Origin of the sequence: Pseudanabaena sp. UWO311, assembly GCF_006937785.1 — a bacterium.
Lineage (GTDB): Bacteria > Cyanobacteriota > Cyanobacteriia > Pseudanabaenales > Pseudanabaenaceae > Pseudanabaena.
This window is the reverse complement of record NZ_SJEE01000008.1, coordinates 128293-143441: the sequence shown is the minus strand read 5'-3', so window position 1 is coordinate 143441 and position 15149 is coordinate 128293. Positions and strand designations below refer to the sequence as shown.

Sequence of the window (15149 nt, the reverse complement as noted above, 5' to 3'; positions counted from 1 at the left end):
CCTAAGTGTGCAAATGAGTATAGATCCACAGTTTAACGATATTTTGCTGTATACCTCTCCTGATGGAGCAGTAAAAATTGAGGTGATTTATGAGAGTGAAACTTTTTGGCTGAGTCAAAAGAAAATCGCTCAACTTTTCGGAGTTGAGAGCAATACAATAACTTACCATTTGAAAGAAATTTACCAAAGCGGTGAACTAGAGCCAGATCCAACTGCTCGAAAATTTCGAGTAGTTCAACGTGAAGGTAACCGTGATGTGACAAGGGAGATCGATTTTTATAACCTTGATGTGGTTATTGCTGTAGGTTATCGAGTCAATAGCTATCAAGCAACCCAATTTCGGATCTGGGCAACTAATACTTTAAAAGAGTTCATCATCAAGGGCTTTGTGATGGATGATGAGCGACTCAAGCAAGGTAAGCATTTTGGCAAAGACTATTTCAACGAGTTAATAGAGCGTGTTCGGGAGATTCGCGCTAGCGAAAGGCGTTTTTATCAAAAAATTACTGATATTTACGAGCAATGCAGTATTGACTATGACTCAAAATCTCCAACTACTCAGACCTTTTTTAAGACAGTCCAAAACAAGTTGGAGTGGGCTATTACAGGGAAAACTGCGGCAGAGATTATCGCAAGTCGAGCTAGCGCTGATCAGCCCAAAATGGGATTGCAAACATGGAAAAATGCTCCTGAAGGGAAAATCATCAAATCGGATGTCACAGTAGCAAAAAACTATCTTATTGAAAAAGAGATTAAAGAGTTAGAACGCATTGTCACCATGTATTTAGACTATGCAGAAAATCAAGCGGCTCGGCAAATCTCTATGAAAATGCAGGATTGGATTGATAAATTGGATGCTTTTTTGCGCTTTAACGATTACGACGTTTTAACTAATGCTGGTTCAATATCTGCTGAAGTTGCTAAAAATCTAGCTGCATCCGAGTATGAAAAATATCGAGTGATTCAAGATCGAGAATATATATCTGACTTTGATAAGGTGGTTAAAAAATCACTAAATAGTACTCAGAGAAAAGATAAGTCATAAAAGAATAAACTTACAAGTTAATAATGGGAAATAAAGATATTTCTGCAATTACTTTACTTAGGTCATAGATTTGGCAGCAGTTTGAAGATTAACTGTGATTTGAGTATAGCACCGTAAAAATAAGGATAAGCGCTCAATGAACTGTATCCAGTCCTCCAATTCCTAAAATCTATTGCTAAATTAGACTAAAATAATGAATAATCATCAATCTATAATAAACATTAAGTAATGATGGATAACTTTTCTGAAACCATACAAAATGCAAAAAATAATATTGAGAGTTTTACAGATAAAGCAACCGATACTGTAGCTACTGAAGCAAAAAATGCTTTTGACAAGTTTGGAGCTTTGACAGACAGTTCAGGACAGACCATCAACAACTTAACTAATAACTTCACTAAAGCAGCTAGTGGCTTAAATGATGCTACTGCAAAAATTAAGACCTCTGTTTTAGATGCAACAAACGGTGCAGTTAAGACGCTTACAGAGGCAAGTAATCAAGCAGCTAGTGTAGTCAAAGAAACAACTAACAAAGCAACTGGGGCATTGAATGAAGCAACTAATATTTCAGTTCACAAAATAAATGATGCGACAACTTCTATCTCCGAAGCAGCAGATAAGACAAAACTTGCTCTTGATGCGACATTGCACAAAGCAGAACAACTAAGTAGTGCTATAGCAAATAGTGTTCAGGAAGTAATTAGTACTTCAGTACAAATGTGGATGGTTGAGCATCCAGCTATAGCTTGGATTGTTACGCATCCTTTTTTAGCAATGATCGTGATCCTGTTGATATTTTTAGTGTTGTGGAATCTATTAAACGCAATTATAAAACTTATCCCACAAATCTTTCTACTTATTCTAAAAATTCCATTTATATCGGCATTTAAAGTTTTTCAAAATGCCAAATTTCAATCTAACAATTTAGATGTAAAGGAACGATTGCCAAATATTCTAATCCGTCTTGAGGAATTACGGCAAGAACAAGATACTTTGATGAGAGAAATGAAGGGGATTTTGGCTTCTGGAAAATATTAAAATTCGGCTAAAAATTTAGCCAAACAACTTTCAAGTAAATTAAGATTAATAAGCAAAACATGAAAATAAAACATATTGGCAAGGTCAGCACCCAAAGATATAAGAATCTTGACATAGAAAAAGGATTGAAACTTAGTGAAGGATTAAATATATTTATCGGTTCTAATGGCTCTGGTAAAAGCAATTTTATTGCATTGCTCAACTTCTTAAAAGAAAGTATTTCAGGCAACAATGTGATAACAAGAGATGGGGTAACAAACTTTGTAAAAGCCATATCAAATCTAGGTAGTTCTAGAATATTAAATGCGACATACTCTTTGCCAGAAAACATCGATTTAAAATTCACTTTTGCTGTTGAGAATTCTGTTAAAAATCAATTAAGTCTTTGGTTATCGCTTTTCTGTACAGACAAGATATTCCCTCAAGTTCTAGAAGAACATTTATCAGAATCAAACGAAGAGAATAACGAACTGTTTTACTATTACAGATACTATGCATTAAGTGGTCATGGTACTGTATTCGACACCAAAGATCCCTTAAAAAAAACAGCAGTATTTGGAATTCATTCTGATGAAATTGGTTTGTCTAATATTCCTAACTTATTAGAAACACCAAATAATCTTCCAGAAATTAAAATCCTATACGATAAATATCGTCAAATTCTTGATCTTGTCTCTAGTTGGCGATTTTACAGCGCTAATAACATGAATCTAAGAGAGATTCGTAACGCCGAGCCAGAAATCGGATCTCCAGAGAAACATCTCAATCCTGACTGTGAAAACCTAGCCCTAGTTCTAGACAACCTCATCCAAGAAAGCATCGACTTTGAAGACCAACTCAACGTCATCATGCGCGATATCGTACCGCAAACGAAACGTATTCGCCCCATCAGAACTGGCAGAACCAGAATTAGCATTGAATGGCATTTACAAAACACCAAACGTCCCCTATACCTTGATGAAATGTCCGATGGCACAGTCAGAATGCTATGTTGGGCAATCATTCTCAACTCCCCTAACTTACCTTCCCTCATCGTCATTGACGAGCCAGAAGTCGGCTTACATGTTCAATGGTTGAGCTACCTTGCAGAATGGATAAAAAACGCCGCCGCTAGAACACAGGTGATCATCACCACCCATAGCCCCGACCTACTGGATAAATTTACAGACCGCCTCGAAAACGTCCATGTCTTTGAAGCCTCCAACCCAGAGCAAACCCTATTCCATGTCAAAACCCTATCCAAAGAACGCCTCCAAGATCGCCTAGATGAAGGATGGGAACTTGGCGATCTGTATCGGGTGGGTGAACCTGAAATCGGAGGCTGGGCGCTGTGATTGTATGGGTATTTGCAGGAGGCGGACAATCGGAAATATCTGGACTACTTCCCTACTTACGCAGAGAATTTCCAAATTGTGACTTCCAAAGGGTGACACCAGTTAGTAATAAGGAAGGAAACAAACCTAACAAACTAAGTGCAAAACCTAAGACAGATCGAGCATCTCAAGGCTTGACGGGTAAATCACTGCTCAAAGAAATTGAAGAGAGATTAAATCATAAATTCAGATTAAACGATCCCATGTGCGATCTCATTTTGATTTTTGACGATCTCGACTATCCACCCCAAGGCATTAATGATCCAAACGAGTTCTGTCAACAAAAATCTCAAGAATTTGCAGATCTCCTCAATCAAGTATGGAAAAACAACCCCAACATTCCGCCAGTTAATCACCTCATCGGATTCGCCAAACCAGAATTAGAGTCTTGGGTGATAGCCGATTGGGAGCAAACCTTAGCAAAAGATCCCGACTTTCGCGATAAATGTAAAGCGATGCAGCACTGGCTCGTAAGCGATCGCCAATTATCCTTTAGCAATCCCGAAAATTTTGGGCTAGATCCCGCATTTCCCCAGAGCTATCATCAAAAGCTTTCCAACGCGATTATCCAAGCCTCAGAACAAAAAGAAGGAATGAGATATTCTAAACAACTGCATACTGCCCGTTTTATCAGGCAACTTGATTCTGCGATCGCCCAACAAAAATGTCCAGAATTCCGTAAATTTTTCACTAGCTTGTCACGGCTCACAAGCCCCTCAAAAAGCTAACCGCTAGCAGCCATACCCCATAGACTACAATCTTATATGAATTAAGAATTTAAGCATCATGTTTCAACCCCAAGCCGCAATCATCGCTGACAGCATTAACTTAACAGGCGATCGCCTGACCACCTTTGTGCTGACCTACCACCGCATGATTCACTCAGAATTCATGACCCATCGAATGCTCAGCAAAAACAGCAGCAGCAGTCGCGCCATTCCCGTCGAGAAAATGATCAAGCTCGTCGAGAGTCAAGAAGTCTATCCATTGCATTGGGGCAAAAATCAAAAGGGAATGTCCGCCCAAACAGAAGTTACTGAAGACGAGATGCAAGCAGCATCAGCAGTATGGCAAGAAGCTAGACTTGATGCGATCCGTCATGCGCGGCGATTAGTAGAAATTGGCATCCATAAACAAGTAGTCAATCGTCTTTTGGAACCATTCTCCACGATTACCGTAATTTGTTCGGGAACCGAATTTCAAAACTTTTTTGAACAACGCTGTCATCCCGACGCACAGCCAGAAATCCAAGTTCTCGCTAATAAAATGAAAGCCGCCTATGATGCGAGTCAACCGCAACAATTAGCCGCAGGGGAATGGCATTTACCGCTAATTAAACAAGAAGATATTGACGAAATTAGCGATATTAACGAATTGGTGAAAGTGGCGGTAGGACGCTGTGCGCGAGTCAGTTATCTCAATCATGATGGTGTGCGGAGTCTCGCCGATGACGTAAAACTGCACGATCGCCTATTAACTTCTAAACCTGCTCACCTATCACCCTTTGAGCATGTCGCAAGCGCTCTTTCTAATTCTGAGAAACGTGCTAACTTCACTGGATTCCAAGCCTATCGATTTGATCTAGAACGGAATAAGGGGAATTAAAGAGGGGAATTTCTTTGCTGAAAATCTCCTTAAGATATTCCCATAAATCAAAATCCATGTAGGGGCAGGTTTATCAACAAGTCAATGCTTTACCCATAGATTTATTCCAAAACCTGCTCCTACGCATAGATGTTTTTTCTTGGGAATCTCCTAATCTTAGTAAATAACCACCAAAATCCTCAATGTCCCGTACTAAGACAGTTAAACCTCTAAAAAAAGGATTTGCCCGATCGCATTCTCCGATCATTTTAAGCGCTTGTTTAATTGTCAAAAATGAAGAACAACGCTTACCACAATGCTTAGAGAGTCTGCGATCGCTTGCCGATGAAATCATTGTCGTCGATACAGGATCGAGCGATCGCACGGTTGCCATTGCCAAAAAATATCAGGCGCGAGTATTTCAATTTGAGTGGTGTGATGATTTCTCACAGGCGCGGAACTATGCGATCGCACAAGCAAAAGGTAAATGGATCTTGGTCATTGATGCTGATGAGGTTCTGGAACAAAGTGAGATCGCTACTTTGCAAGAGGTGATACAACGGGATGACTGTCTAGCCGTTAATCTTTTGCGATCGGAAATAGATGCCAAGCAAGCTCCCTATTCCCTAGTACTACGCCTATTCCGCAATCATCCTGCGATTAAATTTACAGGGCTATATCATGAATCAATCGATCAATCGGTGGTAGCTTTACAAGCGCAAGAACCTGATTGGCAAGTGCTAAATATAGAAGTTCCAGTTTTACTACATTACGGTTATACGGATAGCGAGATCCAACTTAAGCATAAGTATGAGTTTGCCAAACAATTGATGCACAAACATTTGGAAGCATTTCCTAATGATAGTTATATGCTCAACAAATTAGGAGCTTTGTACGTTAGTAGTCCTCAAGATCGCGATCGCCATTTGGGAATTGAGCTATTACAAAAAGGATTAGATTTACTTGACGATGCCGAGCAACAAAGTTTAATTCGCGGTGAGTTACATTACCATTTAGGGCTTGCCTATCACCAAAATGGAGATTGGGAACTAGCCAAAAGCGCCTATGAGCAAGTAATTGCCCTAGATGTTCCGAACCTTGTCAAACTTTCTGCTTATCTCAATTTAGGAAATATCTATCAAGAACTCAACCAAAAAGAAGCGATCGCCTATTTTGAAAAGGTGACTCAAATCGCTCCTAATTTCGCTCAAGGATATTTTAACTATGGAATTGCGCTCAAAACTTCAGGACGTTTTACCGATGCGATCGCCGCTTACCAACAAGCAATTACACTCGAACCTAACTATGCCGAGGCACACCAAAATCTAGGTGTCGTGCTCATGAAAGTAGGCTATTTCCCCGAAGCGATCGCCTCTTTCACTAGAGCAATTCAACTCCATGAGCAACAACAAAATTATGAAACTGCGGAAATATTGCGATCGGCTCTACAAGAATTTAGGTAATGGCAATTCAGGTAAGGGCAATTCATGAATTGCCCTTACCTGAATTCTGCAAATATTTAATCTGTTCGGCAAGATTTTTAGCTAATAATGCGCGATTAGGACAAACGGATAAACCCGCATTGCGTAAAGCCTCAGCCGCCCATGTATTGCAGTTAAACAAAGAAAAATATCTTGGCACAGCGGCATAGAAACTACTAACCCCATATTGACCTTTTCCAATTGTCGCTTTGCGATCGCCTTTCTCATTAACCGCAAAAGTCTGTTTGACATAGGCTAATAAATTTTGAAAGCCCGCTTCTGATAGCTCTATCGGCAATACAGGAAATTTAAAATACTGCGTAGGAGATTCCGCAAAACTTACCACATGCATGACGCTATCCGATGGAATAAATACCGCCCTTAGCATTGAGGGAATAGACTGATCACCCGCGAAATAAAACTGACGATCGCCCCAACCTACTTCCACGTAGGGAGCATCTTTCCATTCTTCAGCTCCAAAGTTTTCTGGCTTTTGTTGTGCCCATGCTAATCCCGAATGCCAATCATGATGCACAAAATAAATCGTGCGAGTTTTAACATTTGTCGCCGCAGGAAATAGTCCCGCCGTTGGGCTAGGACAATAGAAAAAGTAACTGGCGATCGCGATAAAAATCCCTAGCAATATTCCTAGAAAAGTAGCGATCTTCTGCTTACGTGTCACGCTTATAGATTGGTGTGATTATCTCTTGATTAATTCTCGTACAATACCACCGCAGAGATTGAGATCTCCGACTTTTTTTGTGACTGACAAAAAAACAAAAAGAGAGTTGCGGCGCTTCGCGCCGCAACTCTCTTTTTGTTTTTGTATTGACGACTGTACTAATTTAAAGTTACTATAGTGAGTTCGGAATTCCAAAACTGTAAAGCCATGCCGCTACCGATTGTTGCCGTTGTCGGTCGCCCCAATGTGGGCAAATCTACGCTCGTAAACCGTCTGTCGGGAGAGCAATATGCGATCGTCTTCGATCAACCTGGTGTAACCCGCGATCGCGTTTATCGCGAATGTTTTTGGGGCGCACATGAATTTCAAGTCGTTGATACAGGTGGATTAGTATTTGACGACGAGACTGAATTTTTACCAATGATTCGCGAACAGGCGGAGATTGCCATTCGTGAATCTGCTGCTGTGATTTTTGTTGTTGATGGAATGGCAGGGATTACCGATGCTGACGAGCAACTAGGTGGCTGGTTACGGCGGCAGAATATTCCTGTGCTATTGGCTGTAAATAAATGCGAAGGCTCTAAATTTGGGCTATCACTAGCCGCTGAATTTTGGAACCTAGGCTTAGGTGAACCAATCCCAATGTCGGGAATTCATGGTAACGGTACGGGCGAATTATTAGATGAGTTAGTTAAACATCTACCCGCACCCGAAGAAGTAGTTAAAGAAAGCGACGAAATCAAAGTAGCGATTATCGGTCGTCCCAACGTTGGTAAATCCAGCTTACTGAATGCATTCATCGGAGAAAACCGTAGTATCGTTAGCCCCATATCGGGCACTACTCGTGATGCGATCGATATGTCGGTCGAGCGTGATGGTAAAAAATACCGCTTAATTGATACAGCGGGTGTGCGCCGTAAAAAGAATATTGATTACGGCATTGAATTTTTTAGCATCAACCGAGCATTTAAAGCGATCGGGCGTTCTGATGTAGTTCTGCTGATCATCGATGCCCTCGATGGCGTTACCGATCAAGATCAAAAGCTAGCAGGTCGGATTAATGACGAAGGCAAAGCTTGCGTAATTGTGGTCAATAAATGGGATGCGATCGAAAAGGATTCCTACACCATTTACGACTACACCGCCGATGTGAAGAGCCGCCTGATGTTTGTGGAATATGCACCGATTATTTTTGTCAGTGCGGTGACTGGGCAGCGAGTCGAGCAAATTCTGGAGCGTGTAGACATAGCATATGAACAACATAAGCGCCGCGTCCCTACGGCAATTTTAAATGAAGCTCTCAATGAAGCAGTTACATGGCACGCGCCACCCACCAGTCGCGGCGGTAAGCAGGGCAAAGTATATTACTGTACCCAAATTTCTGATAGTCCACCAACGATAATTTTATTCGTCAACGATCCCCATCGTTTCAACGATAACTACAAGCGTTACATCGAAAACCAGTTCCGCAAAACTCTCGGCTTTGATGGGACACCGTTACGATTTATCTGGCGCGGCAAAAAAGATCGCGAAGTCGAAAAATCGAAAAACTCAGCATTAAGATAAACAAAAGGGACGCTTTGCGTCCCTTTTGTTTTCTTAAGCACTATGACGGTTGTTATGATGACATTGCTAGGATTGAATAAAGTCAGTAGCATGGAGCACTCATGGAAGAGCGATCGCAAGCGCTGCTGAGCTTAGCAAAAGCAAAACTATCGCGACGAATTGCCTTTTGGATCTTTGTCAGCATTGTTGTTATCGAGGCGATTCTTCTGGTTCCGTCTTATTTTCGGCGCGAACAAGAATTGATCGATCAGGTGGAAAATGTCTCGGCTATACAAGCGAGATTTTTTTTGCACACCACTAAATCAATGAAAACAGAGCAAACAGAAGCTGAATTCGCAGATTTAGCAAAATCGATCAAGCGAGAAACAAATGTCTCAGGGTGGGCTGTAGAAAATACTAAAGGTCAACGCCTTTATCAAATGGGTGAAGTCCCAAATCTTACTGCTGCGGATGTCCGCGATCAGCCGATCGCAAGGCTTCGCAGTGGCAATCGATACGATGTTGCATGGAATGGGAAGCAACTTGGCAGTGACTACGTATTTATAGTTCGTCACAATGTCGAGTTTATTCAGCATGAACTAGTTAATTATGTATGGCGGATTATTGGTTTAGTTGCCATTATTTCTCTATTTGTAACGGCAAGTACCTTGGCGATCTTAGGGGTGATCGTCATTCTACCCATCTTGAAATTGCGGGAGGATCTAGAACTAGTTGCCGACTCGATCAGTCAAGATCAAATGAATTTGCAATTTCATTCAATGGCGACATTGCGGACTGATGAAGTGGGCGATGTCATGGCAGCTTTTAATCAAATGTATGTACGGATTATCAAAGAAATATCAGAACGCAAACGTGCTGAAGCCCTGATTCAACAGGAAAAGGATACTTCTGAAAATCTGCTGTTAAATATTCTGCCCTATGCGATCGCCGATCGCCTAAAGCTGGGAGAAAAGATTATTGCCGATGGCTTTAGCGAAGCTACAGTTTTATTTGCAGATATTGTGAGTTTTACGGAGCTATCGGCTAAGGTTCCGCCAGTTAAATTGGTATGCTTGCTGAATGAAATTTTTTCTGAGTTTGATGGTTTAGCGGAAAAATATGGTCTCGAAAAAATCAAAACCATTGGTGATGCCTATATGGTGGTGGGAGGACTACCCATGTATCGTCCCGATCATGCAGAAGCGATCGCGGATATGGCTTTGGATATGCAAAATGTAATTGGTAAATTTGCAAGTGATCTTGGAGAGCCTTTCAAAATTCGCGTTGGCATAAATACGGGGCCAGTCGTGGCTGGTGTAATCGGCATCAAGAAGTTTATTTATGATCTGTGGGGCGATGCTGTTAATGTCGCGAGCAGGATGGAGTCGCATGGAATGCCTGACCATATACAAGTCTCTGACTCGACCTACGCAATTTTAAAAAACAAATATAACTTTACTGATCGTGGCAAAATTATGATCAAAGGGAAGGGAGAAATGCAAACATACTTTTTAATTAATAAGAAAGAGAAATGATTTTGTGTGGTGCGGCAAAGCCTTGCCACACCACACAAAATCATTTCATACGAATCACGCGCCTTAAGAACTATGACAGCCCTAGAAGAAACTAAATTTGAAGCTAATACGCTAGGAGCCGCAACTTTTGACTTAAGCGGGCTTCCAAAGGAATATTACACGCTTGTAGATGGTAGTAAGAGCATTATTTGGGTACAACCAATTTTCCAAGCTTTAGGACTAAAGTCACTGTTGGCAGCTTCTTTACCTGTAGAAAATTTTACCTATGCAGTAATTCGCGGCAAGGAATATACAGCGGTTGTGGTCAAGCAGCAAGGAAATTATTTCGCTTTGTTGCTCGACGCTCAAAGCGAAATTATTAGTGAGCAATTTCTGAATTGGGCGATATGTTTTGATGCGACTTCTCTAAAAAATAATCCTAGGTTTCAGGTAATTTAATATAGCAATCCCAAATGATTTTAGAGAGTGTGCCCCGCTGGGGCACACTCTCTAAAATCATTTATAGCTGTAGCCAAAGGCGTTAGGACAAAACCCAAAATAGAAGAGTTGCGGCGCGATGCGCCGCAACTCTTCTATTTTGGGTTTTATGTCTTAAATACAATGGCTATAGCTATAATACCAATTTTCAAAATGGCATTATCACTTTTTGTCACAGAATAAATTTGCTCTGAGGATAGACTTAGAGCATGATTGAGAAAAGATAGCGCTATTGTCCGAGGATAGCCGAGGAGAAAATATGAATTCTACCTATAAAGCATTTTGGTTAGAAGCTGGGGATCTGGTGGTGATTGACCAGACCCAACTTCCCTTTCGTTCAGTAACTAAGACCCTGAAAACTAGTGCCGATGCAACCCTTGCGATTCAGGACATGACCGTACGCGGTGCAGGCGTAATTGGTAATGTCGCCGCTTTTGGTGTGTATTTAGCCGCTAGAGAAAGTAAAGGCGATTTACAAAAAATCAAAGATCTCTCAGCTGTAATCCGCCGCGCTCGTCCGACCGCAGTAAATCTGATGTGGGCAGTCGATCGCATGATTGCGGTATTAGAAAAAGCACCCGCAAACCAAGATTTAGTAGAAATTGCCCTTAAAGAAGCGATCGCTATTGCCGATGAAGATGTAATTGGCACACGCAATATTGGCAAATTTGGCTGCGAACTCATTGAGGCGATCGCCAAAACTAAACCCAAAGGCGAACCTGTAAATATTCTGACCCATTGCAATGCAGGATGGTTAGCGATCGTCGATCGCGGCAGTGCCTTAGCGCCAATTTATGAAGCTAGCGATCGCGGGCTAAATATTCATGTGTGGGTTGATGAAACCCGTCCACGCAATCAAGGCGCAAATTTGACTGCATGGGAACTCGGACAATCGAAAATCCCACATACTCTGATTGCTGACAATACGGGCGGATTGTTAATGCAATATGGCAAAGTTGATCTTTGCATTGTGGGAACCGATCGCACCACCCGTAGCGGTGATGTTGCCAACAAGATTGGCACATATCTCAAAGCTCTCGCCGCCTTTGACAATAATGTTCCTTTTTATGTAGCATTGCCAAGTTCCACTTTTGATATGCAAATTGTTGATGGAGTCAAAGAAATTGCGATCGAGACTCGTAGTGCGGATGAGGTGCTCTATATGCAAGGGCTACAAGATGATGGAAATATCGGGAAAGTGCGAGTTGCTCCTCTGGAAACTACAGCTTTAAATTATGGATTTGATATTACTCCTGCCAGACTAGTTACTGGTTTAATTACCGAGCGCGGTATTTGTGATGCTGCGGAAACTGCGATCGCAGGAATGTTCCTCGATCTGATTCCATAAAATAAGAGGCGGCATCTGCCGCCTCTTATTTTGCTGTTATTGCTTTACCAGTTTTACAGGTTGATTGTCAGCCTGTAGGGTTTTTCCATCTGCTAAAAGTGTATAGGATTGAGTGGGAGGAATTTGAGCAGGTTTTTTCCCATTTAAAGTTTCTACCTGAGACAAGACTTTGCCATTCTTGATCGAAACTTTTCCTGTTGTCCTAATGGTTTGGGTTTTGCCGTCAGTGGAAGTGGCATAGACCACAGCGTCAAAAGCTCCATTGGGTTTGATCGTCCATTGTCCTGAGATCGACGCTAAGCCTTGTTTTTTTGCTTTGGCTAAAAAATCAGGAGTAAAGACGGTTTTATAGGTTCCAGCAATTTTAACAACCTTTACTTCAGCCTGCTTCTGCTTTGTAATAGCACTTGTATTCTCAAAAGCTTGAACTGGTTGTAAAGTCTCCCAAATACCAACAGCAGAGAGCGTCATGGCAAAGGAAGCGATCGCGCCCAAGATTGCGAAATTCAACTTATGCGGTTGATTCTGATACTTGTTGCTATTTAACATTTTAGCCTCGCGTAAACTAATGGCAAAAACAGAATAAATGATTCTATGCACTGTCTATCCTAATCTTTGGAAATCTTCAATTTCTAAGACATCACCGATCGCTGCCATTGTGAAAACATCATCTCGGACTTTTGCCTGAACCTTAACTTTCAATCCCTCTTGTAAAATCGCTTCTGGCGCAGGTTGCCAAATCTCATATTGCTCATCAGTATCGGTCACGATCGCCCAAGTCCCTGTACCAATATCGATATATTCTACAGTTCCGACAATTTGAATATTCATATACTTGCTATAGCCATTTTCAAAAAGAATCAAAAGATGGGGCGCGATGTGCCCCATCTTTTGGCTTATAAGGGAGAAGTCTCTGATTTAATCGATAGATAGGCAAATCCAAAACAAAGTAGCGAGTTAACGCTGAGAAATGCGATCGCAGGCATTCCACTGCCAATCCACATCATTTGTGGAGCAAGTACCGCACTAGTTGCTAAGCAAGCGGAAGTACCGATCGCTGAACCAATCGCAAACCATTTCCATTGTGGATGTCCTAACAAAACCAGCAATAAGCCAAGCGGTAAAAGTACACTTGCGGTAATTGGATTCAGGGCATTTGTATTAGAAAAAGCATTTCCTAATTCAGGTAAAGAGCTTCCTGCTATACGGAAGGGAAGTTGGGTAATATCGAATAGATAGAAACCTCGCAAAAAGAATAAACCTGCACCGCCAAAGAAAACGCCATTATTAAATGACCAATTCCAACGGAATGGGAACCAGCGATTAAGTAGCCATGCCAATAGATAGGAACCAATCATCATAATTAGTTTGGGGATTAGTGCGATCGCACCGCCATCAACCCAAAATCTGGGACTCAAGTAACCGTTGTCCCGCGCCCAGCGCAAGAAATCGGGAATTCCCAATTGCCCCTGTGACGCAAGATTTACTGCTGCCGCCGCATTCAAATGTCCAGCACCGTAGTAATTAAGCGTATCATCGGTAACTTTGCGCGAAGACTGTTTGAGGATTTGAAACACTTTCTCAGGATCTTTGACGCCCGAAGCTTCGATCAAGGCGACGACACCCGCAACGTGAGGAGATGCCATACTTGTTCCTTGGAAAGAACTAAATACGGATTGCTTCGTTTTCGGATCAATTGTATTTTGCAAAATACCACCCGAATCATTACCTTTCTCGCCGTTTTTACCCCTTACGATCGCACCACCTGGAGCCGCCACATCGATACCAGCGCCATAATTTGAATAGGGAGCTTTTTCGCCAGTCGAACCAGTGGCGGATACGGCAATTACTTTAGGATAGCGAGCTGGATAAAAAGCTGCATTACGATTAGAATTACCCGCCGCCGCTACAATTACCACACCTTTCTTATAGGCATAGTCGATCGCATCTTGCATGAGTTTGCTTTCGCCACCACCACCAAGGCTCATATTGATCACATTTGCGCCATTGTCTGCGGCAAAGATAATCGCTTCGGCAATATCGGAAACTGTGCCACCACCTGAACCTGACAGCACTTTGAGCGGCATGATGTTCGCTTCGTAGGCAATACCAGCTACCCCAAAATTATTATTCGTCGATTGGGCGATCGTACCAGCGACGTGAGTTCCATGCCCATTGTCATCACTAGCGTCTTCGCGATCATTAACAAAGTCGTATCCTTTGACAAAATTAGTGTTTTTGAGGTCATCAACTTTGCTTACGCCCGTATCGATGACAGCAACTGTGATTCCCTTACCTTTAGTCTTTTGCCAAGCCTTTTCCACTTCGATCGCTTTTAAATTCCACTGCTCCTTATACATCGGATCATTGGGAGTGGAGTCACCGATAAATTCCATCGAATAGACATAATTGGCTTCGACATATTCGGTCAAGTTACGAAGTTCTTCTGACTGTTTGAGCTTTTCGAGGACTTGAGCATCGCCTTTGACCACATATAGGTTTTCGGATTTAGAAAAGGGGCTATTAAATTTTGGCTCAATTCCATATTTTGCGGCGATCGCCTTTAGTTCACGCTCGACTTGAGCGGGGGATAAGTTATCACGAAAGTTCAATACCATTGAGTCATATTTACCTTGGACTGCCAACCCTTGATAGGTGGAGAGCGCCCAAAATAAACCCACAAAAAATAAGCATGAGAGCAGAAATTTTTTCATAACCCTAAGACATTGATCTCCAGTCCTCAATAGCTTTGAAAGTATCAGGGAAGGTGGCGCTTTGCGCCACCTTCCCTGATCAATATTTTAACTATTCCCATTTTGTTTGCGACAGCGATCGCTACAATATTTAACTTCATCCCAACACCTTTCCCATTTTTTGCGCCATGTAAATGGCTTGCCACATACTACACAATCTTTGCTAGGTAAAAAAGATTTATTGCCTTTATGAGCCATATTTTTGAAAAAGTTTGTGTTTGGGAAATGGTTTTGACTTCGTTTAAACAGCTAGTAAATTACTATACTAATAGATAATCTTACAGTCGA

General features: G+C 41.7%; 15 protein-coding genes. 10 read left to right on the top strand and 5 right to left on the bottom strand.

Features of this window, described 5'->3' with window-relative positions; all coding sequences use genetic code 11:
• The first annotated feature begins 13 nt into the window (after positions 1 to 13).
• The 6 genes from PseudUWO311_RS08940 to PseudUWO311_RS08915 all read left to right on the top strand — a co-directional run bounded on the left by PseudUWO311_RS08940 (position 14) and on the right by PseudUWO311_RS08915 (position 6503).
• The gene (locus PseudUWO311_RS08940) at positions 14 to 1045 is read left to right on the top strand and encodes a virulence RhuM family protein (protein ID WP_142654910.1); all 1032 of its coding nucleotides are present in this window, start codon (positions 14 to 16) and stop codon (positions 1043 to 1045) included.
• Positions 1046 to 1273: 228 nt separating this feature from the next.
• The gene (locus tag PseudUWO311_RS08935) at positions 1274 to 2083 is read left to right on the top strand and encodes a hypothetical protein (RefSeq protein WP_142654909.1); all 810 of its coding nucleotides are present in this window, start codon (positions 1274 to 1276) and stop codon (positions 2081 to 2083) included.
• 59 nt (positions 2084 to 2142) lie between these two features.
• The gene (locus tag PseudUWO311_RS08930; protein WP_142654908.1) at positions 2143 to 3417 is read left to right on the top strand and encodes an AAA family ATPase; all 1275 of its coding nucleotides are present in this window, start codon (positions 2143 to 2145) and stop codon (positions 3415 to 3417) included.
• The gene (locus tag PseudUWO311_RS08925) at positions 3414 to 4184 is read left to right on the top strand and encodes a DUF4276 family protein (protein ID WP_142654907.1); all 771 of its coding nucleotides are present in this window, start codon (positions 3414 to 3416) and stop codon (positions 4182 to 4184) included. The genes PseudUWO311_RS08930 and PseudUWO311_RS08925 overlap by 4 nt, the downstream gene beginning before the upstream one ends.
• Positions 4185 to 4242: 58 nt before the next feature.
• Positions 4243 to 5061, top strand: coding sequence for an FAD-dependent thymidylate synthase (locus PseudUWO311_RS08920; RefSeq protein ID WP_142654905.1), 819 nt, complete (start codon positions 4243 to 4245; stop codon positions 5059 to 5061).
• A gap of 182 nt (positions 5062 to 5243) precedes the next feature.
• On the top strand, positions 5244 to 6503 hold the full coding sequence (locus PseudUWO311_RS08915; protein ID WP_142654903.1) for a glycosyltransferase: 1260 nt from the start codon (positions 5244 to 5246) through the stop codon (positions 6501 to 6503).
• Positions 6504 to 6525: 22 nt separating this feature from the next.
• On the opposite strand, the gene PseudUWO311_RS08910 is transcribed toward PseudUWO311_RS08915, so the two are convergent.
• A complete protein-coding gene (locus PseudUWO311_RS08910; RefSeq protein ID WP_142654901.1) occupies positions 6526 to 7203 on the bottom strand; it encodes a DUF2459 domain-containing protein in 678 nt (225 codons plus the stop codon).
• A gap of 207 nt (positions 7204 to 7410) precedes the next feature.
• Here PseudUWO311_RS08910 and der point away from each other — a divergent pair, with 207 nt between their 5' ends.
• From der to mtnA, 4 genes are all read left to right on the top strand, one after another.
• Positions 7411 to 8769 carry a ribosome biogenesis GTPase Der gene (gene der / locus PseudUWO311_RS08905; RefSeq protein ID WP_142654900.1) on the top strand — a complete coding sequence of 453 codons (1359 nt, stop codon included), beginning with the start codon at positions 7411 to 7413 and terminating at the stop codon, positions 8767 to 8769.
• A gap of 101 nt (positions 8770 to 8870) precedes the next feature.
• A complete protein-coding gene (locus PseudUWO311_RS08900; protein ID WP_142654898.1) occupies positions 8871 to 10283 on the top strand; it encodes an adenylate/guanylate cyclase domain-containing protein in 1413 nt (470 codons plus the stop codon).
• 72 nt (positions 10284 to 10355) lie between these two features.
• Positions 10356 to 10721 (top strand): hypothetical protein, encoded by a 366-nt coding sequence (locus PseudUWO311_RS08895; protein ID WP_142654897.1) that lies wholly within the window; start codon positions 10356 to 10358, stop codon positions 10719 to 10721.
• A gap of 298 nt (positions 10722 to 11019) precedes the next feature.
• A complete protein-coding gene (gene mtnA, locus PseudUWO311_RS08890; protein WP_142654895.1) occupies positions 11020 to 12108 on the top strand; it encodes an S-methyl-5-thioribose-1-phosphate isomerase in 1089 nt (362 codons plus the stop codon).
• A gap of 36 nt (positions 12109 to 12144) precedes the next feature.
• Here the strand turns inward: mtnA and PseudUWO311_RS08885 are convergent, their stop codons facing one another.
• The 4 genes from PseudUWO311_RS08885 to PseudUWO311_RS08870 all read right to left on the bottom strand — a co-directional run bounded on the left by PseudUWO311_RS08885 (position 12145) and on the right by PseudUWO311_RS08870 (position 15059).
• The gene (locus PseudUWO311_RS08885) at positions 12145 to 12657 is read right to left on the bottom strand and encodes a hypothetical protein (protein ID WP_142654893.1); all 513 of its coding nucleotides are present in this window, start codon (positions 12655 to 12657) and stop codon (positions 12145 to 12147) included.
• A gap of 54 nt (positions 12658 to 12711) precedes the next feature.
• Entirely contained in the window at positions 12712 to 12939 is a 228-nt protein-coding gene (locus PseudUWO311_RS08880; protein WP_142654891.1) for a hypothetical protein, read from the bottom strand.
• Positions 12940 to 13004: 65 nt separating this feature from the next.
• Complete coding sequence (locus PseudUWO311_RS08875; RefSeq protein WP_142654889.1) at positions 13005 to 14822, bottom strand: S8 family peptidase; 1818 nt, start codon at positions 14820 to 14822, stop codon at positions 13005 to 13007.
• Between the two features lie 87 nt (positions 14823 to 14909).
• On the bottom strand, positions 14910 to 15059 hold the full coding sequence (locus tag PseudUWO311_RS08870) for a DUF2256 domain-containing protein (protein ID WP_103667624.1): 150 nt from the start codon (positions 15057 to 15059) through the stop codon (positions 14910 to 14912).
• Positions 15060 to 15149 lie beyond the last annotated feature (90 nt).

Excerpts from the sequence above, each read along its gene's own strand:
- der (WP_142654900.1), top strand. The coding sequence starts at position 7,411 with ATGCCGCTACCGATTGTTGCCGTTGTCGGTCGCCCCAATGTGGGCAAA.
- PseudUWO311_RS08930 (WP_142654908.1), top strand. The coding sequence starts at position 2,143 with ATGAAAATAAAACATATTGGCAAGGTCAGCACCCAAAGATATAAGAAT.
- PseudUWO311_RS08900 (WP_142654898.1), top strand. The coding sequence starts at position 8,871 with ATGGAAGAGCGATCGCAAGCGCTGCTGAGCTTAGCAAAAGCAAAACTA.
- PseudUWO311_RS08880 (WP_142654891.1), bottom strand. The coding sequence starts at position 12,939 with ATGAATATTCAAATTGTCGGAACTGTAGAATATATCGATATTGGTACA.
- PseudUWO311_RS08920 (WP_142654905.1), top strand. The coding sequence starts at position 4,243 with ATGTTTCAACCCCAAGCCGCAATCATCGCTGACAGCATTAACTTAACA.
- PseudUWO311_RS08915 (WP_142654903.1), top strand. The coding sequence starts at position 5,244 with ATGTCCCGTACTAAGACAGTTAAACCTCTAAAAAAAGGATTTGCCCGA.
- mtnA (WP_142654895.1), top strand. The coding sequence starts at position 11,020 with ATGAATTCTACCTATAAAGCATTTTGGTTAGAAGCTGGGGATCTGGTG.
- PseudUWO311_RS08885 (WP_142654893.1), bottom strand. The coding sequence starts at position 12,657 with ATGTTAAATAGCAACAAGTATCAGAATCAACCGCATAAGTTGAATTTC.
- PseudUWO311_RS08875 (WP_142654889.1), bottom strand. The coding sequence starts at position 14,822 with ATGAAAAAATTTCTGCTCTCATGCTTATTTTTTGTGGGTTTATTTTGG.
- PseudUWO311_RS08870 (WP_103667624.1), bottom strand. The coding sequence starts at position 15,059 with ATGGCTCATAAAGGCAATAAATCTTTTTTACCTAGCAAAGATTGTGTA.
- PseudUWO311_RS08940 (WP_142654910.1), top strand. The coding sequence starts at position 14 with ATGAGTATAGATCCACAGTTTAACGATATTTTGCTGTATACCTCTCCT.
- PseudUWO311_RS08895 (WP_142654897.1), top strand. The coding sequence starts at position 10,356 with ATGACAGCCCTAGAAGAAACTAAATTTGAAGCTAATACGCTAGGAGCC.
- PseudUWO311_RS08935 (WP_142654909.1), top strand. The coding sequence starts at position 1,274 with ATGATGGATAACTTTTCTGAAACCATACAAAATGCAAAAAATAATATT.